Annotated in this window: 19 protein-coding genes; 18 read left to right on the top strand and 1 reads right to left on the bottom strand. The window is 48.2% G+C overall.

Annotation, left to right across the window (positions count from 1 at the left end; translation table 11 throughout):
• Positions 1 to 145: 145 nt before the first annotated feature.
• From ACFSVM_RS23005 to ACFSVM_RS22925, 17 genes are all read left to right on the top strand, one after another.
• Positions 146 to 1,609 (top strand): catalase, encoded by a 1,464-nt coding sequence (locus ACFSVM_RS23005; protein WP_076314432.1) that lies wholly within the window; start codon positions 146 to 148, stop codon positions 1,607 to 1,609.
• Between the two features lie 173 nt (positions 1,610 to 1,782).
• The gene (locus ACFSVM_RS23000; protein ID WP_076314433.1) at positions 1,783 to 2,199 is read left to right on the top strand and encodes a BlaI/MecI/CopY family transcriptional regulator; all 417 of its coding nucleotides are present in this window, start codon (positions 1,783 to 1,785) and stop codon (positions 2,197 to 2,199) included.
• The gene (locus ACFSVM_RS22995; RefSeq protein ID WP_076314434.1) at positions 2,199 to 3,071 is read left to right on the top strand and encodes a M56 family metallopeptidase; all 873 of its coding nucleotides are present in this window, start codon (positions 2,199 to 2,201) and stop codon (positions 3,069 to 3,071) included. The genes ACFSVM_RS23000 and ACFSVM_RS22995 overlap by 1 nt, the downstream gene beginning before the upstream one ends.
• 30 nt (positions 3,072 to 3,101) lie before the next feature.
• Positions 3,102 to 3,515, top strand: coding sequence for a DoxX family protein (locus tag ACFSVM_RS22990; protein WP_076314435.1), 414 nt, complete (start codon positions 3,102 to 3,104; stop codon positions 3,513 to 3,515).
• A 187-nt stretch (positions 3,516 to 3,702) separates the two neighbouring features.
• Positions 3,703 to 5,460 (top strand): spore germination protein, encoded by a 1,758-nt coding sequence (locus tag ACFSVM_RS22985; RefSeq protein WP_379264803.1) that lies wholly within the window; start codon positions 3,703 to 3,705, stop codon positions 5,458 to 5,460.
• An 8-nt stretch (positions 5,461 to 5,468) separates the two neighbouring features.
• Positions 5,469 to 6,644, top strand: coding sequence for a Ger(x)C family spore germination protein (locus tag ACFSVM_RS22980; RefSeq protein WP_379264801.1), 1,176 nt, complete (start codon positions 5,469 to 5,471; stop codon positions 6,642 to 6,644).
• Positions 6,641 to 6,868, top strand: coding sequence for a hypothetical protein (locus tag ACFSVM_RS22975; RefSeq protein WP_047912452.1), 228 nt, complete (start codon positions 6,641 to 6,643; stop codon positions 6,866 to 6,868). Before ACFSVM_RS22980 ends, ACFSVM_RS22975 begins: the two co-directional genes overlap by 4 nt.
• A gap of 24 nt (positions 6,869 to 6,892) precedes the next feature.
• A complete protein-coding gene (locus ACFSVM_RS22970) occupies positions 6,893 to 8,233 on the top strand; it encodes a GerAB/ArcD/ProY family transporter (protein WP_379264798.1) in 1,341 nt (446 codons plus the stop codon).
• A 103-nt stretch (positions 8,234 to 8,336) separates the two neighbouring features.
• Complete coding sequence (locus ACFSVM_RS22965) at positions 8,337 to 9,158, top strand: uroporphyrinogen-III synthase (protein ID WP_379264796.1); 822 nt, start codon at positions 8,337 to 8,339, stop codon at positions 9,156 to 9,158.
• A 236-nt stretch (positions 9,159 to 9,394) separates the two neighbouring features.
• A complete protein-coding gene (locus tag ACFSVM_RS22960; protein ID WP_083656024.1) occupies positions 9,395 to 10,726 on the top strand; it encodes a hemolysin family protein in 1,332 nt (443 codons plus the stop codon).
• 221 nt (positions 10,727 to 10,947) lie between these two features.
• A complete protein-coding gene (locus ACFSVM_RS22955) occupies positions 10,948 to 11,592 on the top strand; it encodes a ThuA domain-containing protein (protein WP_076314441.1) in 645 nt (214 codons plus the stop codon).
• A gap of 80 nt (positions 11,593 to 11,672) precedes the next feature.
• Positions 11,673 to 12,074: a phasin family protein gene (locus ACFSVM_RS22950; protein WP_090724731.1), complete on the top strand. Its 402-nt coding sequence runs from the start codon at positions 11,673 to 11,675 to the stop codon at positions 12,072 to 12,074.
• A complete protein-coding gene (locus ACFSVM_RS22945; RefSeq protein WP_379264792.1) occupies positions 12,074 to 13,738 on the top strand; it encodes an ABC1 kinase family protein in 1,665 nt (554 codons plus the stop codon). The genes ACFSVM_RS22950 and ACFSVM_RS22945 overlap by 1 nt, the downstream gene beginning before the upstream one ends.
• Before the next feature lie 22 nt (positions 13,739 to 13,760).
• Positions 13,761 to 15,131 (top strand): aldehyde dehydrogenase, encoded by a 1,371-nt coding sequence (locus tag ACFSVM_RS22940; protein ID WP_379264790.1) that lies wholly within the window; start codon positions 13,761 to 13,763, stop codon positions 15,129 to 15,131.
• Positions 15,132 to 15,164: 33 nt separating this feature from the next.
• Positions 15,165 to 16,733 carry a DEAD/DEAH box helicase gene (locus tag ACFSVM_RS22935; protein WP_379265231.1) on the top strand — a complete coding sequence of 523 codons (1,569 nt, stop codon included), beginning with the start codon at positions 15,165 to 15,167 and terminating at the stop codon, positions 16,731 to 16,733.
• A gap of 279 nt (positions 16,734 to 17,012) precedes the next feature.
• A complete protein-coding gene (locus tag ACFSVM_RS22930) occupies positions 17,013 to 17,867 on the top strand; it encodes an ABC transporter ATP-binding protein (RefSeq protein WP_076314445.1) in 855 nt (284 codons plus the stop codon).
• A gap of 175 nt (positions 17,868 to 18,042) precedes the next feature.
• The gene (locus ACFSVM_RS22925; protein WP_076314446.1) at positions 18,043 to 18,519 is read left to right on the top strand and encodes a glutathione peroxidase; all 477 of its coding nucleotides are present in this window, start codon (positions 18,043 to 18,045) and stop codon (positions 18,517 to 18,519) included.
• Positions 18,520 to 18,660: 141 nt separating this feature from the next.
• Here the strand turns inward: ACFSVM_RS22925 and ACFSVM_RS22920 are convergent, their stop codons facing one another.
• Positions 18,661 to 19,896: an MFS transporter gene (locus ACFSVM_RS22920; RefSeq protein ID WP_379264787.1), complete on the bottom strand. Its 1,236-nt coding sequence runs from the start codon at positions 19,894 to 19,896 to the stop codon at positions 18,661 to 18,663.
• Positions 19,897 to 20,352: 456 nt separating this feature from the next.
• Here ACFSVM_RS22920 and ACFSVM_RS22915 point away from each other — a divergent pair, with 456 nt between their 5' ends.
• Positions 20,353 to 21,729, top strand: a complete 1,377-nt coding sequence (locus tag ACFSVM_RS22915; protein WP_379264785.1) for an FAD-dependent oxidoreductase — start codon at positions 20,353 to 20,355, stop codon at positions 21,727 to 21,729.
• Positions 21,730 to 21,809 lie beyond the last annotated feature (80 nt).

The raw sequence follows: 21,809 nt of genomic DNA, 5'->3' as shown, positions 1-21,809 counted from the left end.
ATGTAAATAAGGTTCATGTGACGCTCTCAAAAGTTCATTTGTTCCTCATGCAAGCTGATCGGATGCCATGCTACAATCTATACATAAATTTAGATCAGATCTAAATACACATATAAATAGACAAAGATTAGAGAGGTGCAGCAAAATGACAAACCAACGTTTAACGACGAGCTGGGGTGCTCCAGTGGGAGACAACCAAAATTCAATGACTGCAGGCCATCGCGGACCAACTTTGATTCAGGATGTACATTTGCTTGAAAAATTGGCTCATTTCAACCGTGAGCGCATTCCTGAGCGCGTCGTGCATGCCAAGGGCGGCGGCGCATTCGGTACATTTAAAGTGACGAATGATATGTCAGAGTATACAAAAGCAAAATTGTTCAACGGCGTAGGCAAAGAAACAGAGATGTTCATTCGTTTCTCCACTGTAGCCGGTGAGCTTGGTGCAGCTGATACTCAGCGCGATCCGCGCGGATTTGCTGTCAAATTTTATACAGAAGAAGGGAACTACGATCTTGTTGGTAACAACACGCCTGTATTCTTCATCCGTGATGCGATCAAGTTCCCGGATTTCATTCATACACAAAAGAGAGATCCGCGTACACACTTGAAAAATCCGAACTCGGTTTGGGATTTCTGGTCGCTATCTCCTGAAGCTTTGCATCAAGTCACAATTCTGATGTCTGACCGTGGTATCCCTGCAACCTGGAGACATATGCATGGATTCGGAAGCCATACCTTCAAATGGGTGAATGCTGAAGGTCAAGCGGTATGGGTTAAATATCACTTCAAAACGAACCAAGGAATCAAAAACCTGGATAACGCTACAGCAGAGCAAATTGCAGGCGTGAATCCTGATTATCATACAGAAGATTTGTTCAACGCCATTGAGAATGGGGACTTCCCTTCTTGGACGCTGTATGTTCAAATCATGCCGATTGAAGATGCGAATACGTATCGCTATGATGCGTTTGATGTGACCAAAGTTTGGTCTCAAAAAGACTATCCACTGATTGAAGTAGGAACGATGACGCTGAACCGCAATCCAGAGAATTATTTTGCTGAAGTAGAGCAGGCAACCTTCACTCCGGGTTCATTTGTACCTGGTATCGAAGCGTCCCCTGACAAATTGCTTCAAGGACGTCTGTTTGCTTACGGTGACGCACACCGCTACCGTGTTGGTGCGAACCATAACCAGCTGCCGGTGAACAGCCCAAAATGTCCGGTTCATCATCATCAGCGAGACGGCTTCATGGCGACAGGCGATAACGGCGGCCGTTCCATGTACTACGAGCCAAACAGCTTCGGCGGGCCATTCGAGGATCCGAGCGCGAAGCAAACTCCGTTTGAAGTAACAGGCGAAGCAGCACAAGTATCCTATGATAGTAATGATCATTACTCTCAGGCAGGAGATCTCTATCGTCTGTTAAGCGAGGATGAGCGTGCTCGCTTGGTCGCAAATATTGTAGGTTCGATGATGCCGGTAGAATCTGATGAGATCAAACGCCGTCAAATCGAGCATTTCTACAAAGCCGATTCAGAATACGGAACACGTATCGCTGAGGGTCTGGGTCTGTCGGTTGAATTGAAAGTAACAGAAGAAGTTTAATCCAAATATATTTGAATCAATCTCCTATCTATGTGCTAATGGTAGAATGAGATTGATTCCTTGCTAATCATAGCCATGCGGAATTCAATTCCTGCATGGCTATTATTGTTTATCTTCTATGGTTGACAACAGAACATATGACATTACAATGAGTAGTGTGGAAGGGGTGCGCCATGAAGATAAGTCACTTTAAAGTTGGAGAGCAGGGACTGAACCGATTTTTTGGACCGCTGGAAGCAAGGATTATGGAAGTATTGTGGAGTCAGGGACCGCTTAGCATCAAGGAAGTACAAATGAAGCTGGGTGAGGATAAGGTGATGAACTTCAATACGGTGATGACTGTCATGAACCGGCTTGTCGATAAAGGTGTGCTTCTGAAGGAAATGCAGGGAAGAACATCGATATATACTCCTGCCGAGAGCAGAGAAGAGTTCATGAACACAAAGTCCAAGGAGCTTACACAGGAGCTCATGGATCAGTTTGGTTCTATTGCTGTAGCTCATATGCTGGATGCCGTCGAGGAGGCTGACCCGGATCTTATCTCACGGCTGGAGCAAAAGATTGAACAATGGAAGAAGGAGATACAGTGATGTGGTCCTCTCGTTCCCTCGCGTTGTTCTCTGTCGGCATGGGGATCATGGCTGCTATTTTCACACAGATGGGGCTGTACAGTGTCCATATGATCTGGAATGTTCCGATTACATTTAATTTGTTGACCTGGTGTACACACTGGATGAAAGAGCTTGGGCTATGGTCGCTTATTCACTTGTTGAATGTATTGGTATTAAGCACGTTCTTACTCATGCTGCTCTATATCATCAAGCATGCGGTCAGAACAATGAATGTGCATAAGTACATACGGTGGCTTAAGGATGATAATGCGTCCAAGAAGCTGGCTTCACGGTATAAGCATCTTCACCTGGAGCAGCAGCTGATCGTCATATCGGCTGCCGAGCCTGTTGCGCTTGCTTTTGGCATGTTTCGCAGAAGAATTGTGTTATCTACCGGGCTTATGGATATGCTCGATGAGCATGAATTAAACGCAGTACTCTATCATGAGTACTATCATCTGCGTCATTATGACCCGCTCAAGACTTTTTTGCTAACACTCAGTGTATCCATCCTTGGATATGTACCTATACTAAAAAACATATTAGCCAATTATAAGATGGTCAGAGAGATTCTGGCCGATAATTATGCGATCAAGCAGTCAGGCTCTGCCTTGGGAATCGGAGGTGCACTAATCAAGCTGATTAAATCAGGTGCAGCTCGCCGGAATCACCGGATGTTTACTGGAGCCGTTGTTTCACCATTCGCCGCGGATGTCTCCATTAATGACCGAATCTCCAGAATTTTGGAGCCTGACAAGGAGCTGCTGCTTCCTTATTCCAAATGGAATATCGCCATATCTTTTATCGTCATGACGGCCTTATTCTTATTATTTAATTACGCACATTATTAAAATAGCAATTAGAAGGAGGAAGTAAATCAAATGTATAATAACAACAATTATAGTCAGATCCGCAGCATGGAGATTGGTTTGTTGATCACCCGGCTCGTGCTGGGACTCATCTTCATGGCACATGGAGTTGTCAAATTTCAAGGAATGGAAGGGACGGAGAGCTACTTTGTGAGCCTTGGCCTTCCTGGTTTTATGGCAACTTTGGTCGCTCTGGCTGAATTTTTCGGCGGGCTGCTTCTGATCATCGGTCTGTTTACGAGATGGATCAGCGTTATTTTTGTCATCCTTCTGGTTGTAGCGATCTTTACCGCGAAGGCGGGTGCTCCGTTTGTAGGTGGGTATGAGCTCGATATCGCTCTAATTGGGATGGCGTTAACACTCGCGGTAGCAGGCAGCAGATATTTGGCAGTGGACAGCCTGTTTAGAAGACGAAGCCGCAGATAAGCAAAACTTGATATAAAGAAATGAGAGGCTCTGCATTGGCAGAGTCTTTTTTATTAGGATTTTGTATCGTTCCATTTTGGGATGATGCAAAATCCTTTTTTGCATAATTTGGTGCCAATGGTTGCATGCTATCTTTCAGAAAATGGATGGAAGTTAACCTTCGCCGGAACAAGAGAGGTGAGCAGTCATGAGCAGTGAGAAGGAAGAGCTGAAGCAAGGCTCCGAGGATCAGACACCTGACAACCAAGGGCTTGAGAAAAAGCAAGAGTCTGATGAACAACAGACGGAGGCGTCATCCGGAGAACAAGAGGGGAATCAGCAGTCGAATAAGCAAGATTCAAAAGAATCAGGAGATTCAGACGCAGACGATCAGGAGGACTCGAAGCCATCGGGGGATACCTCATCAAATGAGGATAAAGCGGTTCCCGAGCTTCCACAGTTGAAATTACCGATTGTAAAGGATTTGAAGTCGAACCTTGAGGTCCTTCAAGAGGTGTTCAAGGATTGCTCTGACTTCGTGTTCCGCGAGATTAAGCATGAAGGGTACCCGGACGTATGCCTGTCCTACTTGGAAGGCATCGTCATCTCTCTTGAAGTGCAGGATCATATCATATTACCTCTCGTAAGAGGCGTTGATCTAGCAAATGTTCAGGGAGCATCAGAGGATATTGAGCTTGAGAAGGTTCCGATCTCGCTGTCTCATGTGAAGAAGGCCAAGACCTGGCGTGAAGCTGCAGATGGTGTAACCGATGGCTGTGTACTTGTGCTGGTTGAAGACAATGACGAAGCACTGCTCTTCGATCTGAAGGGCGGGCTTCGACGTTCTGTGCAAGAGCCTCAGACAGAGGGGGTTGTCAGGGGACCGCGCGAAGGATTTACCGAAATGATTCGAGCGAACACAGGGCTGATCCGCTTCAAGCTGAAGACGCCGATGCTCAAGATGGAGAATTTCACGCTCGGGACAGAAACGAAGACAAGTGTTGTGCTTGCTTATATCAAAGGGATCGCCCGTGAGGAGCTGATCGATGATGTGCGGCAGCGCATTAAGAAGATCAATATCGATGGAGTGCTCGAATCCGGCTATATCGAGGAATTGATTGAGGATCATCCCTACTCTCCGTTCCCTCAGCTCCATTACACGGAAAGACCGGATACCGTGGTTGCCAACCTGCTGGAAGGACGATTTTGCATTTTGGTGGATGGAACTCCCTTCGCCTTGCTTGGTCCTGTAACGATGTGGCAGATGCTTCAGGCGAGTGAGGATTATTATGAACGATTCTTTATCAGTAACTTCTTACGGTGGATCCGTTTGTTCTTTATGATGGTGGCATTATTTCTTCCTGCCTTATATATTGCGATAACTACCTTTCATCAGGACATGCTGCCGACCACGCTCATCATCAGTATAGCAGCTGCCCGTGAAGCCATTCCTTTTCCGGCCCTGGTCGAAGCAATGCTGATGGAAATTTCATTCGAAGCCTTGCGGGAGGCAGGTGTTCGCTTGCCTAAAGCAGTCGGTCAGGCGGTAAGTATTCTCGGGGCGCTTGTTATCGGACAGGCGGCTGTGACCGCGGGTATCGTGTCGGCTCCGATGGTTATCATCGTATCCATGACAGGGATCGCTTCCTTCACCATTCCAAGGTTTAACTTTGCCATTACGCTTCGGCTGCTGCGGTTTCCGATCATGATCCTCGCTGGAACCTTGGGTCTGTTCGGGATTGTCATTGGTACAGTCCTGATCTCAGCACATCTGACACAGCTCACTTCATTTGGACAGCCCTATCTGCTTGGTGTGAGTCCGTACCGTAAAGGCGAATCGAAAGACATCATCATGCGGGTGCCTTGGTGGAAGATGATATTCAAGCCATCATCAACCCCCAATCATGAGCGTAAGCGGATGGACAAAGGAATGAACGGGTCTCCTAACTCGGATGAAGGGTGGTAATTGATCTGATGAACAGAGTATCCAAATCCGTAACAATCCTGCTGCTGTGCCTCCTGCTGACAGGCTGCTGGGATCGCAGAGAGATTAACGATATTGCTTTTGTAGTCGGCACTGCGCTTGATAAAGAGGAGGATAAGTATAGAGTTACCCTTCAAATTACCATTCCTGGTATGCTCGCAGGATCAAATGGCGGGGGTGGAGGTGGAGATAAGAACCCTTGGTTTCTAAAGTCAAGTGTCGGTGAAACCGTAAGAGGAGTCACCTTAAAAGAACAAACGAGCACATCCCGTAAGCTGTATTTCTCCCACCGCAGGGCTCTGCTCGTGGGAGAGGCGATGGCCCGTGAGGGCATCGCAGAAGCGCTTGATTCCATCGGACGGCTTCCGGAGAACCGGCTGTCTGCTCTGCCTGTCGTAACCGAAGGTCATGCCTATGAAGTACTTAACGGAGAACCAACCATTGAGCAATATCCCGGTGAAGTGGTTCGTGAGCTTGTCTTCTCGTATCTCAGCAAGCCATGGACGCTCAAGACTGTAGTCAATCTGATGCTTGAAGACGGGATCGATCCGATTATGCCGCTAGTGGAAACGGTAGATAGTGTGCCCGAGAAGATCGACAAGCCTCATAAAAATATCGGGGTTGGTGGACTGGCTGTATTCCGCGGCGATAAATTGACCGGAATTATTAAGAAGCAGGATACACATGGCATTCTTGTGGCAATGGATCAAGCAAGAACACTGGAGCTCCCGATTACAGTTCCCCGTGGAGAAGGGAAGATTTTTTTCTTAATCAGATCAAATCATACGAAGATCAAGCCGATTGTGAACGGAGAAGATGTTCGGTTTCATATGTACACGGGTGGCAGGATGTCCATTACGACGAACGAGTCCAACTTCGATACCAATAATGAGAACAATATTATAGAGCTTGAACAGAAGATGAATGAATACATGAAAGCAAAGATCACTCAGGATCTCAAGCTGCTTCAGAAATATAATTCGGATGCACTTGGCTTCGGTAGAATTATTAAGACAGAAAAGCCGCAGCTGTGGTCAAAATTACGAGAACGCTGGTACGAAATATATCCGAATATCACTTTCGAGGTAGAAGCCGATTATCGGCTTGAGAATAATGGAGCGGCTACAAGTCCATTCGCAGTGGAAGAGGAGGATATTGCGGAATGAATCTCATGGCCTTGTCGGCAGTCCTTGTGTTTAGTCTGATTATCGTGCTGAAGGATCACAAAAATTTAAAAAACTACAAGCCGATTAATCGCATCTTATCTTACGTGATTATAGGACTCGGCATCGGGATATGGATCTACACACTATCGCCGATTCCTGTAATTCATCCGACATATCTAATCTCGCAGTGGATGTATCCCTACATTCCTGTTCCGTCTGAGTAAGAAGAAAGGCAGGTGCATAATTATATGAGTGGAGCAACCAAACAGGTTAAGAAACATGATGCTAGACCATTGACAGAGCGGCAGCTTGTTCTCATGATTATCATGATTACGCTGCCGATGACCTTGGTTCATTCTCCGTCCGATATTGTGCAATTTGGCCAGCAGCATGCTTACTTGTGCATTATTCTGGTGTATCTTGTACTCCTGATCTGCATCTGGCTGCTGTCCCGAACACAGCGCCGCTTCGGCAGCCAGAATTTGTTCCAGGCGATGATTGGTCGCCGGCCTTTTGTCGGAAGAGTGATTGTTGGGATGTATGTCCTGTACTATTTTTATATTCTGGCAAGAGATGCAAGGCTGCTGACGGAGTATGTGGATACCACGATACTCCCGCTTACTCCCGTCATGATCATTCTGCTGTGTATCTTTGTCATGTCGGGATTCATTATTCGGGGAGGCATGAAATCAGTCGTCAGCATGACTGAGATTTTTATGCCGATTCTGATTCTCACCATTTTTATGATCCCGCTGTTTGTATCCGGCGCGCTGGACTTTCACTACTTAAAGCCGTTTTTCCCTGTGGATCTGATCGGTGTCGGGAATGGAACATGGTACTTCTTCTCCTACGCAGGAGAGATTATTATATTGCCGTTCATTTTCGGAAAAGAGACCTTCAAGCTGAAATCCGCTGTCAAAGGCTTATCCTTCGCTTTTTTTCTTCTCGTTATCGATATCATTATGATGATTCTGATCATTGGGCTGCCGATTATTCCAAGAATATCCTATCCGTCCCATGAGCTTGTCCGCCAAGTGCAGATTAGTGACTTTCTGGACCGGTTCGATATGTTTCTGGCCGCTGCGATTCTCCCTATACATATGACGAAGGTTGCATTTAACACTTATGTGGTGTGCTACGGTATGGGCTGTTTAGACAAAAACATATCCGGACGCATGATGCAGGGGCCGATCATATTGCTCGGATATGTGTGTGCCTTCTGGTTCTTCAAGGATTCTATTCAGCTATTCAAGTTCGATCGGGAATGGTCAGCAATCGTGCTCTTCTTCACGCTAGTTATGCCGGTGCTGATCTACCTGATCTTCAGGCCGTCCAAGAAAAATAAGACGGATGGGGTGACTCAGAACAAGCAGTCTGCACAGAACGAGGAATCCCAGAATGGGTCATCTTCTCAAGAGGGAGAACCTACCGAAACGGAGAAATCCAATCAAACTGGGAAGTCTGCTCAAGCGGAGAAATCCACTCAAAAAGCGCAGTCTGCTCAGAATGAGTCTTCTCAGCGTCGGAGCTCCGCCCAAAAAGGGGGGAATTCGCAGAATGGGAACGCAGGCTCGGCAGAAGGCTCCTGACGCAGTAAGGAATCCATATAGAAATTGTGGGATTACTTTCTTCTGGGCCAAGCTCCTTATATACTAGATACAATATCTCGTATAGTGGAGAGGAGTTAGGCATATGGCTCAGAATTTGCTAGGTAAAAAAGTAGCGCTGGCAGGTCCTCGAAAGTCAGAGGAAATGTCTATGATTATTGAGAAGCTGGGCGGAACCCCCGTGCTGCGGCCGGCGCAAGGCACGGTGTTTCTCGATGACGAACATCTGGAGAGCAGTATAGAGGCCTGGGTGAAGCATCCGCCTGATTGGACTCTGCTCACCACAGGGATGGGCCTGGATGCGATCTTCAGTAAGGCAGAACAGATGGGTGTAGAGGAAGCTCTGACTTCGGCGCTGTCACAGTCCCAAATCGCTGCAAGAGGATACAAGACCGTGAATGCACTACGCAAAAGAGGGCTAAAGCCGGTAGTAAGGGATGATGATGGAAGCACTTCAGGCCTTATCCGTGAGCTTGAAGCCTATTCGCTTGAAGGAAGCAGGGTCCTTGTTCAGCTGCATGGCGAATCCGCGCCGCGCCTTATGGCATGGCTCTCAGATCAAGGTGTACAGGAGATTACGCAGGTGTTGCCTTACCGGCATGTGCCGCCTGAGGAGAGTGACCTTGCACTATTGTTGTCTGACATCCTGAATCAGCAGATTGATGCGATCACCTTTACCAGTGCACCACAAATCCGTTTTCTGGTGGAATATGCTGAACAGCACGGGAAGCTTGAACAGATGAAGCAGCGGCTTGAACAAGACATCGTGGCAGCGGCTGTAGGCAAGGTGACAGCGCAAGCGATGATCGAAGAAGGGGTTGAACCCAAGGTCGTTCCTGCCGAGGAGCGTATGGGCAGTATGATGGTCGCGCTTGGCAAGTATTTTGCAGAGCAGAAGACAGTATAAGGAAGCAGGCTTTGTCACATGCTATTCCTTAAGACACCTTACCTGATGCATGACGAGGTGAGGTGTTTTCTCTGTGTTTTCGTTTAAAGATTCCGTGTTTGTGTTTAGAAAAGAGTAAGACTTAGAATTAATTTCTCCTAATTAATTGGAAAAATTGTACATATGTTGGCGGATGACCTGATCTATTCGATATAGGCACTGTCCGATTTATTGATATCTCTTGGGAGGTGCAACCCTTGTTATTTGACATCATCGTTATCCTCGTGCTGCTTGTGGTCAATGCTTTTTTTGCCGCATCTGAAATGGCACTGATCTCCATTAATGATAATCGCATTCGGGTTCTGTCCCTGGAAGGAAATAAGCGGGCTCAGAAGCTGGAGAAATTAGTTGAGGAGCCGACAGGCTTCTTGTCCACGATCCAGATCGGGATTACACTGGCGGGATTCCTGAACAGTGCCTTTGCGGCCGATAAATTCGCGTCCTTGCTGGTTAATTACTTGATCTCGATCGGAGTGGACGTTGCTCCTTCTGTTCTGTCTTCGATCTCGGTCATTGTCATTACACTTATTCTGTCTTACTTCACGCTCGTATTCGGTGAGCTTGTGCCGAAACGTATTGCGATGAAAAAGGCGGAGGCGATCGCCCTTGCCGTCGTTGGGCCGCTCAGCTTGCTGTCAAAGATCGTAGCCCCATTCGTCAAGCTGCTCACTGCATCCACGAATGTAACGGTGCGCTTGTTCGGTATCGATCCGAATTCGGAGGAGGAGGAAGCCTCTGAGGAAGAAATTCGGATGCTGGTGGATACGGGTCTTGAACGGGGCACCATTCAGCAAAGTGAGAAAATGATCATTCACAATATTTTTGATTTTGATAATAAAACGGTATCCGATATGATGACACATCGCACAGACATGGTCTCCATTTCCGTGGATACGCCTTTTGATGATGTGCTGGAAATGGTTCAGTCTGAGCAGTATACACGGTTCCCGGTGTTCGAAGAACGAATTGATAATGTCATCGGAATCCTGCATGTGAAGGATCTGATTATGCAGTTTAATAAGAACAATACGAATCCAAGACAGCTGAAGGATATCATTCGGCCCGCTTACTTCGTCTCAGAAACCAAAAAGGGTGATGATCTGCTTGAAGAGCTTCAGCAGAATCATGTGCATATGGCCATCGTAGTTGATGAATACGGAGGAACTGCCGGTATTATCACAATTGAGGACCTCATCGAAGAAATTGTAGGCTTGATATACGATGAATATGATGAGGATGAATCCATATACGAAGCGATAGATGAGGTAACCTACTCGTTTAACGGAACAGCTCGTCTGGATGAAGTGGCTGATATTGTGAGAGCCAGCCTGCCTGAGGATGAGTATGAGACCCTTAGCGGCTTCATGATTGGGACACTCGGACGGATTCCGACCAAGCAGGAGCGTCCGGAATTTGATTATCGCGGATTTCGTTATAAGGTCGAGGAAGTGGGCAAGCAGCGCATCCGCAAAATTCTTGTCAAGAAGCTTCCCGATGGTGATGTGGAGAATGAACTCGTAGAAGCTTGAAGGGTGAATTCATAGAGATTAGAGGAATAAAGGCTTGCTTCGCGAACTTAGATACGAACCGGCTCAGGCAGTAAGCCCGGCCTGGTTCGTATTTTTATGTGATTATTCAGTGACAGCCGGCTTGATTCTAGGAGATAGAATGTGTGGATTTAGCTCATCGATTGAGGCTATACTAGGCTCTATGAGCTAAACGGCTAAGAAAGAGCAAGGAGGAAAGAAGGATGGAACGAAAGAAAGCATTGCTGTTAGGAGATTACACACATCCGATGTATCATCCATTGCAAGGTGTGGATGAGGAGATTAGCCATATTTTGCAGGATGTGATGACGGTTCAGTGCAGCGAGAATCGAAACTTGCTGCTTGCTGAGCACTTATCCGGCTACGATCTGCTCATTTCCTATGTGGATGATTGGAAGGGAGCCATTGCACCCCAGCAGACAGCGGGTCTGCTCAGCTATGTAAGCGGAGGAGGAGCGCTGCTGGTGCTGCATAATGGGATCTCGATGCACAATCGGTATGAGATCGCTCAGCTGCTCGGGGGAAGATTTACAGGACACCCGGCACCACGGAAGCTTGAATTTAAAGTGGCCGCGGAGGGTCACGCCATCGTTGAGGGGGTAAATCATTTTACAATGGAGGAAGAACCGTACCGATTCGAATTCGATTCATTTTCGGAGAAGACGGTCTTGCTGGAATATACAGATGGTGAAGGCACGTGGCCTTGTGCCTGGGCCCACTCTTACGGAATGGGGAGAGTCGTATACCTTATGCCGGGACATGATGTTCCTTCCTTCTCCGCGGAGCCCTTCCGCAAGCTGATCGTTCAGTCTGCAATGTGGGCGACGCGTACAAAGATGAGAGTATAAGACGGCAAAAGCAGATATAATAGAATTAATTTCATAATAAATTGATTCAATAAAGGAAAATAAAGGAGGCCATCGTAATCATGAGCGACTTGTTCAAGAAGGCAGTATCCCTTGGCGTAGGATTTACTCTTTACAGTAAGGAAAAGATTGAAGGTGCTGTAAATGAGCTTGTTAAACGCGGAGAGCTTGCTCCGTCTCAATCCAAGGCAGTTATTGATAAGCTGATGGAACGCGGAGCCGAGGAATCGGCCGGGATCAAGAAGGCGATTACGGATCAGGTGGAGAAGGTGCTTGTAGACCTTGGTGTGCCGACAAGAGCAGATGTGGCGAGATTGGAGAAGCGTATCGCTGAGCTAGAAGCTCGGGCTGCACAGCAGAAGCCCGCAGCAGATCCGGAATTGCCGAATAAGCCTCTGCCGGAAACGCCGGTGCTTGATGAAACAACGCCTGATATGCAGCCTCCTACCAAAGAGATTGAATAATGGCTGTTCGTGTACAAAATGCAGGACGGTACAGAGATATTGCCATGGCGCTGATGCGTCATGGCTTCGGCTATATGGTGGAGGAAATGGGCTTCTTTCAAGCGTTATCACTGCCTAGACGGTGGATTATGCGGGAGGGTATTCCCGAATCCAAATCGCTGGGTGAACGAATACGGCATGTGCTGGAGGATCTGGGTCCTACCTTTGTGAAGCTGGGCCAGCTTGCAAGTACCCGCTCGGATCTGCTTCCTGCGGGTATCGTACAGGAGCTGACCAAATTACAGGATCAGGTTCCTGCCTTCTCGTCTGAAACGGCAAAGGGCATTCTGGAGCAGGAGCTGGGAGTACCGCTCGAGCAGGTGCTCAGCCATTTTGATGATACGCCACTGGCAGCGGCCAGCATAGGACAAGTCCATATTGGCAAGCTGGTGACGGGAGAGAAGGTAGCCATCAAGATACAGAGACCGGGCATTGCTCCGATTATTAGACGAGACCTTGATATACTCAGAGACTTTGTGGCACTTGCTGAGCGCAGGTGGGAGTGGGTGATCAGGTATCAGCTTCGGGAGATGGTGGAAGAATTCGCGGATTCTCTGCTCGCCGAGCTTGATTACAGCCATGAAGGAAGAAATACAGAGAAAGTTGGGCAACAATTTATCGATCATCCGCAAATACATATCCCGAAAATATATTGGGACTACACGAGTGCCAAAGTGCTGACGATGGAATACATGGATGGAATTATGCTGAATCAGCGAGAACTGCTGCTTAGCCGGGGGTATGAGCTGAAAGGGATCGCCCAGAAGCTGGTTGACTCCATGCTGAACCAGATCTTTATTGAGGGCTTCTTCCATGCTGATCCCCATCCCGGAAATCTCATGGTTATGAAGGATGAGACGCTGGCCTATCTCGATTTTGGCATGGTGGGGCGTCTGCATGGGGATATGAAGGAGCACCTGGCATCGCTGATTATCGCATTGATGCGTAAGAACACAGACAGCATGGTTCGAGCTATTGATAAGCTTGGCATGATTCCTGAAGGAATCAATATGAGCGTACTGCACGGTGATCTAGACCGGCTGCGGGATGAATACTATGACATTCCATTCTCCAGAATCAGCATAGGCAAGGCACTGAGCGATCTGTTTGGTGTGGCGCAGCGTCATCAAATCACACTTCCCCCGGACATTATCCTGCTGGGCAAGGCACTGGTCACTTTGGAAGGGGTTATTGAGCACCTGGACCCGAGCATCAGCATTATTGATATGGCCGAGCCCTTCGGTCGCAAGCTGGTACGTGAGAAGTTCAATACAAGACGCCTTCGCGGCAAAGTGTTCAGCGGTGTGAGCGACCTTGTGGAATCCATCATTGAATTGCCAGGGCAAGCCCGGCTTCTGACCTCGATTATTAGCAAAGGGAAATTAAAACTCGAGGTGAGCGTCCCAGAGGTTGAGCAGGTGATGAAGAAGCTTGATCAGATCAGCAATCGGCTGTCCTTCAGTATTGTACTGCTTGCGTTCAGTATATTGATGGTTGGGCTTATCGTCGGGGCTGCCTTAAGTGAACAGAAGTGGAATATTCCAATTGTTGAGATTGGGCTTGCGGTAGCGGCTCTTATGGTGGTGTGGTTCATTATCCATATTATTCGCTCAGGTAGATTTTAAAGTAAGGGTGGGGTTGTCACAAATGAACGGAATCCATGAGATTGTGCAGAGACAAAAGGATTATTACAGCAGCGGTGCGACGCGCAGACTGGAGTTCAGGCTGGAGCAGCTAAGACTGCTGAGAGAAGGTATCGTACGACGCAAGCCCGAGATTCTGGAGGCCGTTAGAATCGATCTGAACAAGAGTGAGCAGGAAGCGATCATGACCGAATATGGCATATTGCTGGAGGAGATCGATTTTATTAAGAAAAGGCTGAAGGGATGGATGAAACGGAAGAGAGTAAAGACAAGCCTGAAGACGCACATTGGAAGCAAAGGCTATATTGTGGCCGAGCCATACGGAACAGCTCTCATTATCGCTCCGTGGAATTATCCCTTCCAATTGGCCTTGTCTCCGCTGCTAGGAGCTATTGCTGCCGGTAACACAGCGGTCATCAAGCCGTCAGAGCTGACACCGCATGTTTCCGCTGTGCTCAACTCCTTGATCGGAGAGCTGTATGACCCCGCTTATATCACAGTGGTTGAAGGCGCGGTGGAGACCAGTCAGGAGCTGCTGCGTCAGCCTTTTGACAAGATCTTCTTCACCGGCAGTGTCGCGGTGGGCAAGGTCGTCATGAAGGCTGCAGCCGAGCAGCTGACTCCACTTACGCTGGAGCTGGGCGGCAAGAGCCCCTGCATCATTCATCAGGACGCCCATGTGAAGCTCGCGGCCAAGCGGGTTGCCTTCGGCAAGGTCACGAATGCGGGACAGACCTGTATAGCTCCCGATTATCTGCTTGTGCATGAGGGTGTCAGGGATGCCTTTGTAGAGGAGTATGCGAAGGCGATCAAGTCTTTTTACGGCAAAGAACCAGTGGAGCATCCGGATTACGGAAGAATCGTATCTCCCAAGCATTTTGAGCGGCTGCAAGCATTTCTACAGACAGGCTCTATTGTGCTGGGCGGCGAAGTGCGCGAGGAATCCCTGAAGATTGCACCTACCATCCTGGAGGAGATCAGCTGGGAGGACCCGGTCATGCAGGAGGAGATCTTCGGACCGATTCTTCCTATGATGACCTATCAGCATCTCGATGAGGTGGTGCATATGGTCAATGCGCGTCCTAAACCGCTCGCCTTGTATCTATTTACAGAGAATAAAATGGTGCAGGAGCGCATTATTGAACAAATTTCTTTTGGTGGAGGCTGTATTAATGATACACTGATGCATGTTGCCACACCGCATCTTCCTTTTGGCGGAGTCGGAGAGAGCGGGATGGGCAGCTATCATGGAGAATCGAGCTTTGCTGCTTTTTCTCACATGAAGAGTGTGCTTAAGCAGACCAATAAATTTGATATCAAGATGAAGTATCCGTCAAAAAACAATTTGAAAATCATACGCAAAGTGATGAAATAAGTCTTTTTAGCGAATGGATATTATGAGGTGACTATTTTGAGTTTTGAACAATTAGGTATTAAGCCGGAATGGAGCGAGGTTCTGCGTCAGCAGGGAATTGCTACCCCAACACCGGTTCAGGAGAAGTCCATTCCGCTTGCCCTTGCGGGCTCGGACGTGATTGCAGAGGCACAGACAGGAACAGGCAAGACGTTTGCATTTATGCTGCCTATTCTGCAGCGTATCCATGCGGAGGATCGATCCCCACAGGCTCTAATCATTGCACCGACCCGAGAGCTTGCGCTGCAGATTACGACCGAAGCGAAGAAGCTGACGGAAGCGAACGAAGCCATCCGAGTGCTTGCTGTATATGGCGGTCAGGACGTGGAGAAGCAGCTGCATAAGCTGAAGGGCGGAGCCCAAATTATTATCGGTACGCCAGGAAGACTCATTGATCATCTGGGCAGAGGAACGCTTGCGCTGGACAAAGTGAAGATTCTCGTTCTAGATGAGGCCGATCAAATGCTCCACATGGGATTCTTGAACGAGGTGGAGACGCTCATCAAGGCATTGCCTTACAAGCGTCAAACGATGCTCTTCTCTGCAACCATGCCGACGGGCATCCGCAGACTGGGCCGCACCTACATGAAGGAGCCGATTGATGTTAAAGTCAAATCCGACTCTGTCATTCCTATTAAGCAGATTCGTCAGCTGGTCGTAGAATGTACGGATCGTACGAAGCAGGAGGCGCTCATTGGTGCGATTGAGCAGTATCGTCCATACCTGGGCATCATCTTCTGCCGCACCAAGCGCCGTGCGTCTGCGCTGAATTCAGCGCTTCAGGACTTGGGGTATGCGAGTGATGAGCTTCATGGCGATCTGTCCCAAGCGAAGCGCGAGACGGTGATGAAGGCGTTCCGAAATGCCAAGCTGCAATTGCTTGTCGCGACAGATGTAGCAGCCAGAGGACTGGATGTGGAAGGGGTAACCCATGTGTTTAACTATGACATTCCACATGATCCGGAGAGCTACATTCACCGGATCGGCAGAACAGGGCGAGCAGGCGGCAAGGGACTAGCGCTTACCTTTGCCGCACCGAAGGACAAGCCGGAGCTCGCACGTATTGAGCAGGGCACAGATCAGCGTCTGGACCGCATTGGCTGGCAGAGCGGCTATGCCGGCGAGCCGGGCTCGCTCCAGAAGTTCAGCGGCGGAGGAAGCACAATCGATACACGCAAAGTGCGTTCGGATGCGAAGCGTGACGGTGGCCGCTCCGGCGGACAGGGCAGCGCACGTAAGTCAAGAGACGATAGCGGAGATCGCGCTCGCAAGGGCACAGGCGGGCGTTCAGGCGAACGCCAGGACAATGCGCGCGGATCACGCAGTGATGGCGGATCCGGCGGTCGTGGAGGTCAAAAGCGAGCGGATAAGGATCGCCCATGGCGTGCAGACAGCAAGCCGAGCTCTGGCCGAGGCAGTGGCAGCAGAGATGGACGAGGTGGTCCGTCCTCATCGGGACGTTCCGGCAAGCAGACGGGAGGCCGTCCAGGTCCGAGCTCTAGCCGAGGAGGCTCTGCTGCAGGACGTGACAGCCGCAGGGGCGGAGGACGCAGAGGCAGGTAACGCTTTGTTAAATGAAATAACCATATAATGTGACACACCTTCTAATTCCAGGCCTAAGATGAACTCTTTAGCTTACACTAGAAGGTGTGTTTTTTGTGTGAGCATCGATCACAGTACTTGACAAATGATAATGATTATCAGTATCTTTAAATAGAGTTTTAATTTAAACGCTTATTTTCATTGATCACTCATTTGATCTTCATACGAAATTCATTTCATTTACATACATCCAAGATTTACGCTTCTGATGTGACAACCATTCTAAGGAGATGATCGCTCATGTTTCGTTTAGAAACGACCGGACTGTCTATAGCCTATGAGGATAGACTTATTGTTGAGGATTTGAATATCCAAATACCACAAGGGAAAATCACAGCCCTTGTTGGAGCTAATGGATCGGGGAAATCGACAATTCTCAAAACGATGGCACGTTTAATGCAGCCGAAGGCGGGTCAAGTATTATTGGACGGCAAATCCATCCATAAGCAGTCAACGCGTGAAGTGGCAAAGCAGCTGGCTATTTTGCCGCAGAATCCTACAGCTCCGGAAGGTCTGACGGTAACTGAGCTTGTATCCTATGGTCGTTTTCCATATCAGAAGGGCTTTGGTTCACTCAAGGAAGAAGACAAGAAGATGGTCGAGTGGGCCATTGAAGCGACAGGCTTGAATGAATTTCATGATCGTCCCATTGACCAGCTGTCCGGTGGTCAGCGCCAGCGTGCATGGATTGCGATGGCACTTGCTCAGGATACCGACATCTTGTTCCTGGATGAGCCGACAACCTTCCTTGACATGGCGCATCAGCTAGAGGTGCTTCAGCTGCTGGAGGAGCTCAATATCAGCTCACAGCGTACAATTGTCATGGTTGTGCATGATCTTAACCATGCTACACGCTATGCCCATCATATGATTGCAATCAAACAGGGTAAGGCAGCGGCGATCGGATCTCCGCAGGAGGTCATGACGTCAGATGTCATGCGTGAAGTGTTCGGGATAGAGGCCGATATTATTACTGATCCGCGTACAGGCGTTCCGCTCTGTCTGCCATATGCACTTGCAGGTAAAGATAATGCGGGTCTTGTGGGCGCAACGAATTCGATTCATACCCAGATTCGTCAAGTGGCGGGTGTGTAAGGCACCAGACCTCGTGAATTTTTGAGTCTAGGGAATTTTCGAGTCTGGGATTAAACCATTCATTAAGGCTTTCCTTGCGGGAGGCCTTTTTTGTTTCACGTCTGGATTTGGTATGATTAGAGCTGTAAGACGAACGGGTAAATATTAGATGAGATTAAGAAGGAGGCACAAGAACATGTCAGTATATGGTTACACTGCAGTGACAACGGCCAATCAGGAGGTCCCTCTTGATATGTACACTGGGAAAGTGCTGGTTATTGCGAATACAGCGAGCAAATGCGGGCTGACGCCGCAATACGGTGAGCTTCAGCAGCTCTATGACCGTTACAAGGATCAAGGGCTTGTTGTACTTGCATTTCCTTGTAATCAGTTTGGCGGGCAGGAGCCGGGAACCAGCGGCGAGGCAGAAGAGTTCTGTCAGATCAATTACGGTGTGAATTTTCCGGTCTTTGCAAAAGTAGAGGTCAATGGAGAGAACACACATCCCTTGTTCCAGTATCTCAAAGAGCAAGAGCCTGGTGCTGGCGAGACCAGCGACATCCAGTGGAATTTCACGAAGTTTGTCATTGATCGGGATGGACAGGTGGTTCAGCGGTTTGAGCCGAAGCAATCTCCAGAAGAAATGACCGAGCTCATCGAGAAGCTGTTGTAGGTAAATTTTATATTATTTTGAAAAAAACGAAGCTTGTCACCCATTGATGGAATCAAAAGATTCTATGGGATGACAAGCTTTTTATATTGAGATCATGCTTTCCATATATCGTGCTGAATTGAAACGGCTGATTTGTAAATGCTAATACCGATCCACCTGTTTAAGTACAGGTGAAGAAGATTTGGTAAAGGCATAATTGCTGCTTCGCCTGCTGCGAATGATCATCCAGGCAGCGATAAGAAGCACGAGTCCATTAAGGACGAAGATCCAGCGGATCGGCATCAGGCTGCCAAGCAGACCGCCGATAATTGGCCCTGCCATGGTCGCGAGCTGCGAAGCGGATTGATTGAGGCTGAAGGCTCTTCCTCTGAATGCGGAATCCGTCGTTTCCACGATGAGTGCATTAATGGTTGGATACACGGCAGCAAAAAACAATCCGTATCCGAACCGAAGCAGGCCGAAGCCGACATAATCGCTTACAAGAATCTGAAGCATGTTGCCAAGTCCGCCGCCGACAAGTCCAATAATGAGAATTTTGGAGTAGCCGATTCGCTGTCCAATCTTGGCCCACCTAGGAGCCATAATGATGGTCGCGATGCCGACGGAAGAGAAGATAATTCCAGAGGTCAGGGAGGCTTCATCAACCGATACACCCATCTCCATGACGTATACGGTAAGAAGCGGCTCCAGAATCATGACAGAAAAAGTCGTCACGGCCATAATGGCGAGCAGTGCCATGAATGGTTTATTGGCAGATGCCTGCTTAATATCATCCCGTACTCTTGAACGGGCGGCAGAACGATTGAAATTATGCTCTTTGACAAAGAAGGTAGCAATGAGTGCGGACACCAGCACAATCAGGGCAGAGAACAGAAAAGCATTGCGGTTACCGTAGTAATGGCTGACAACTCCGCCAATCAAGGGACCGATGATGCTGCCGGTAGCTCCTGCGGTCGACATGATCCCGAGAGCATATCCGGTTTTGGCCTCCGGTGTGTTTGTGGCTACGAGCGCAATGGAAGCAGGCACAAAGCCTGCAAGCAGCCCCTGGAAGATGCGAACCGCAATAAAGACATAAGGATCGCGCACAAAGTAGCTGATTAAATACAGGAAGGCAAGCGCAAATCCTGAGCGAATGAGCATCGGTTTTCGCCCGTATTTGTCAGCAAGAGAGCCCCAGTAAGGGGATATCAGTGCACTGGCGAGAAAAGTAATCCCAAAAGCAACCCCGGCCCACAGCTCGATATAGTCTTCTCCGACATTCAGCTCGGTATTCATAAATATGGGCAAGAAGGGGATGGAGATGGAATAAGCTGTGCTGCAAAAAAAGACACCGACCCATAGCACAAACAAATTCCGTTTCCAAGAGAACTTCATAACGTGCAGCTCCTTTCCTAATAAAATAAACCGTATTTCGCGGCTGATCCGCTAACAGGTCTCATTCTACTCCTAAAATATGGAATCGCCAATGGCAGCAGGGAGGTCCAGCTGTCTTTCGGGGAACGAAGGAGCACGGTCCAAATGTATCAATTCCCTTTCTAATCAAGGCTTTCTGAGTTCATTTGTTTTCTTTAGCGGCCTTATAAACAAAATTTTTTGTGAAAAGTTAAACTTGGGCTTGAATTGTGAAATGTGTCACATTATAATAAAGACATAGACATAGTGAAATAAATCACATTCAACAAAGATAGGATGCTACAGGGCAGTTTTTCGATGGATGGTTATTACCTTAGCTTAACGAAATAAAGCCCTGGCATCGTTAACCCTATAGTAGTGAAATATTTCACATCACAACCATAAAGCTCTTTTTTAACCTTAAGGAGGTATTTTAGAATGAAAGTAGCCGTTATTGGATGTACACACGCTGGGACAGCAGCCATTATTAATACAGCAAAGCTTTATCCAGATGCCGAAATTACCGTTTATGAACGCAATGACAATGTATCCTTCTTATCCTGCGGGATTGCACTATATGTTGGCGGGGTCGTTAAAGATCCTCACGGATTGTTCTATTCTTCACCTGCACAGCTGCAGGAGCTGGGTGTCAAAATGCGTATGCTTCATGAAGTAATTGAAGTGGATACGAAGGCTAAATCGCTTAAAGCACGCAGCTTGAACACAGGCGAGGAGCTTGTGGACACTTATGACAAGCTGATTGTGACGACTGGATCCTGGCCGATTATTCCGAATCTTGAAGGGATTGATCTGAACAACGTGCTTCTGTGCAAGAACTATGAGCACTCCAATACGATTATTGCCAAATCTCAAGATGCACGCCACGTAACCGTTGTAGGTGCAGGCTATATTGGTATTGAGCTGGTCGAAGCATTCCAGATGAATGGCAAAGAAGTAACGCTGATTGATGCAGAAGACCGCATTCTAAGCAAATATTTGGATGCTGAATTTACCGACCGTATTCAGTCCGACCTCACGGACAAGGGTATTCAGCTTGTGCTTGGTGAGAAAGTGAGCCGCTTCGAAGGAGAAGAGGGCAGCGTGCGTAAAGTCGTTACCGATAAAGGCACTTACGAAACCGATCTGGTCATTCTGTGTATCGGCTTCCGTCCGAATACCGAGCTCTTAAAGGGCCAGGTTGACATGATGCCGAACGGAGCGATTCTGGTGGACCGCTACATGCGCACAAGCAATCCTGATGTCTTTGCAGCCGGAGACAGCAGTGCGATCTATTACAATCCAACTCGACAAGCATCCTATATTCCGCTCGCAACCAATGCGGTGCGCATGGGTACGCTGGTTGCCCGCAACCTCAAGGCTCCTGTGACACGCTACATGGGAACCCAAGGTACATCAGGGATCAAGATTTATGAACAGAACATCGCGGGAACAGGCCTGACAGAAGCTGGGGCAGTAGCAGCGGGACTTAAGGTCGAGAGCGTTACTCTCGAGGACAGCTATCGTCCGGAATTCATGCCTACGGCAGAGAAGGTTTTAATTAAAGTGATATTTGAGCAGGAATCCCGCCGGATTGTGGGGGCACAGCTGATGAGTGAAGCCGAGCTTACACAGTCGATTAATACCTTGTCCGTATGTATCCAGAATGAGATGACTGTAGATGAGCTGGCGTTTATCGACTTCTTCTTCCAGCCGCACTACAACAAGCCTTGGAACTTCCTGAACAGTGTCGGACAGAAAGCACTGAAGCCTGTGGATGCCACAGCTCAAGAGAAGAAGGAAGAGGTTCTCGTTTAATAATCCTATATTTGATTGGACTTATGACCGTCAGCGCATTTTGCTCTGGCGGTTTTTTCATACGCTAAGAATTGCAGTTT

Source organism: Paenibacillus shunpengii, from assembly GCF_042684905.1.
In the GTDB taxonomy this organism is placed as follows: domain Bacteria; phylum Bacillota; class Bacilli; order Paenibacillales; family Paenibacillaceae; genus Paenibacillus; species Paenibacillus shunpengii.
Note: the sequence above shows the minus strand (reverse complement) of the source record. Positions and strands in the feature narration are given on the sequence as shown.

Excerpts from the sequence above, each read along its gene's own strand:
- ACFSVM_RS22925 (WP_076314446.1), top strand. The coding sequence starts at position 18,043 with ATGTCAGTATATGGTTACACTGCAGTGACAACGGCCAATCAGGAGGTC.
- ACFSVM_RS22940 (WP_379264790.1), top strand. The coding sequence starts at position 13,761 with ATGAACGGAATCCATGAGATTGTGCAGAGACAAAAGGATTATTACAGC.
- ACFSVM_RS23005 (WP_076314432.1), top strand. The coding sequence starts at position 146 with ATGACAAACCAACGTTTAACGACGAGCTGGGGTGCTCCAGTGGGAGAC.
- ACFSVM_RS22915 (WP_379264785.1), top strand. The coding sequence starts at position 20,353 with ATGAAAGTAGCCGTTATTGGATGTACACACGCTGGGACAGCAGCCATT.
- ACFSVM_RS22945 (WP_379264792.1), top strand. The coding sequence starts at position 12,074 with ATGGCTGTTCGTGTACAAAATGCAGGACGGTACAGAGATATTGCCATG.
- ACFSVM_RS22990 (WP_076314435.1), top strand. The coding sequence starts at position 3,102 with ATGTATAATAACAACAATTATAGTCAGATCCGCAGCATGGAGATTGGT.
- ACFSVM_RS22930 (WP_076314445.1), top strand. The coding sequence starts at position 17,013 with ATGTTTCGTTTAGAAACGACCGGACTGTCTATAGCCTATGAGGATAGA.
- ACFSVM_RS23000 (WP_076314433.1), top strand. The coding sequence starts at position 1,783 with ATGAAGATAAGTCACTTTAAAGTTGGAGAGCAGGGACTGAACCGATTT.
- ACFSVM_RS22975 (WP_047912452.1), top strand. The coding sequence starts at position 6,641 with ATGAATCTCATGGCCTTGTCGGCAGTCCTTGTGTTTAGTCTGATTATC.
- ACFSVM_RS22965 (WP_379264796.1), top strand. The coding sequence starts at position 8,337 with ATGGCTCAGAATTTGCTAGGTAAAAAAGTAGCGCTGGCAGGTCCTCGA.
- ACFSVM_RS22955 (WP_076314441.1), top strand. The coding sequence starts at position 10,948 with ATGGAACGAAAGAAAGCATTGCTGTTAGGAGATTACACACATCCGATG.
- ACFSVM_RS22970 (WP_379264798.1), top strand. The coding sequence starts at position 6,893 with ATGAGTGGAGCAACCAAACAGGTTAAGAAACATGATGCTAGACCATTG.
- ACFSVM_RS22985 (WP_379264803.1), top strand. The coding sequence starts at position 3,703 with ATGAGCAGTGAGAAGGAAGAGCTGAAGCAAGGCTCCGAGGATCAGACA.
- ACFSVM_RS22950 (WP_090724731.1), top strand. The coding sequence starts at position 11,673 with ATGAGCGACTTGTTCAAGAAGGCAGTATCCCTTGGCGTAGGATTTACT.
- ACFSVM_RS22920 (WP_379264787.1), bottom strand. The coding sequence starts at position 19,896 with ATGAAGTTCTCTTGGAAACGGAATTTGTTTGTGCTATGGGTCGGTGTC.
- ACFSVM_RS22995 (WP_076314434.1), top strand. The coding sequence starts at position 2,199 with ATGTGGTCCTCTCGTTCCCTCGCGTTGTTCTCTGTCGGCATGGGGATC.
- ACFSVM_RS22980 (WP_379264801.1), top strand. The coding sequence starts at position 5,469 with ATGAACAGAGTATCCAAATCCGTAACAATCCTGCTGCTGTGCCTCCTG.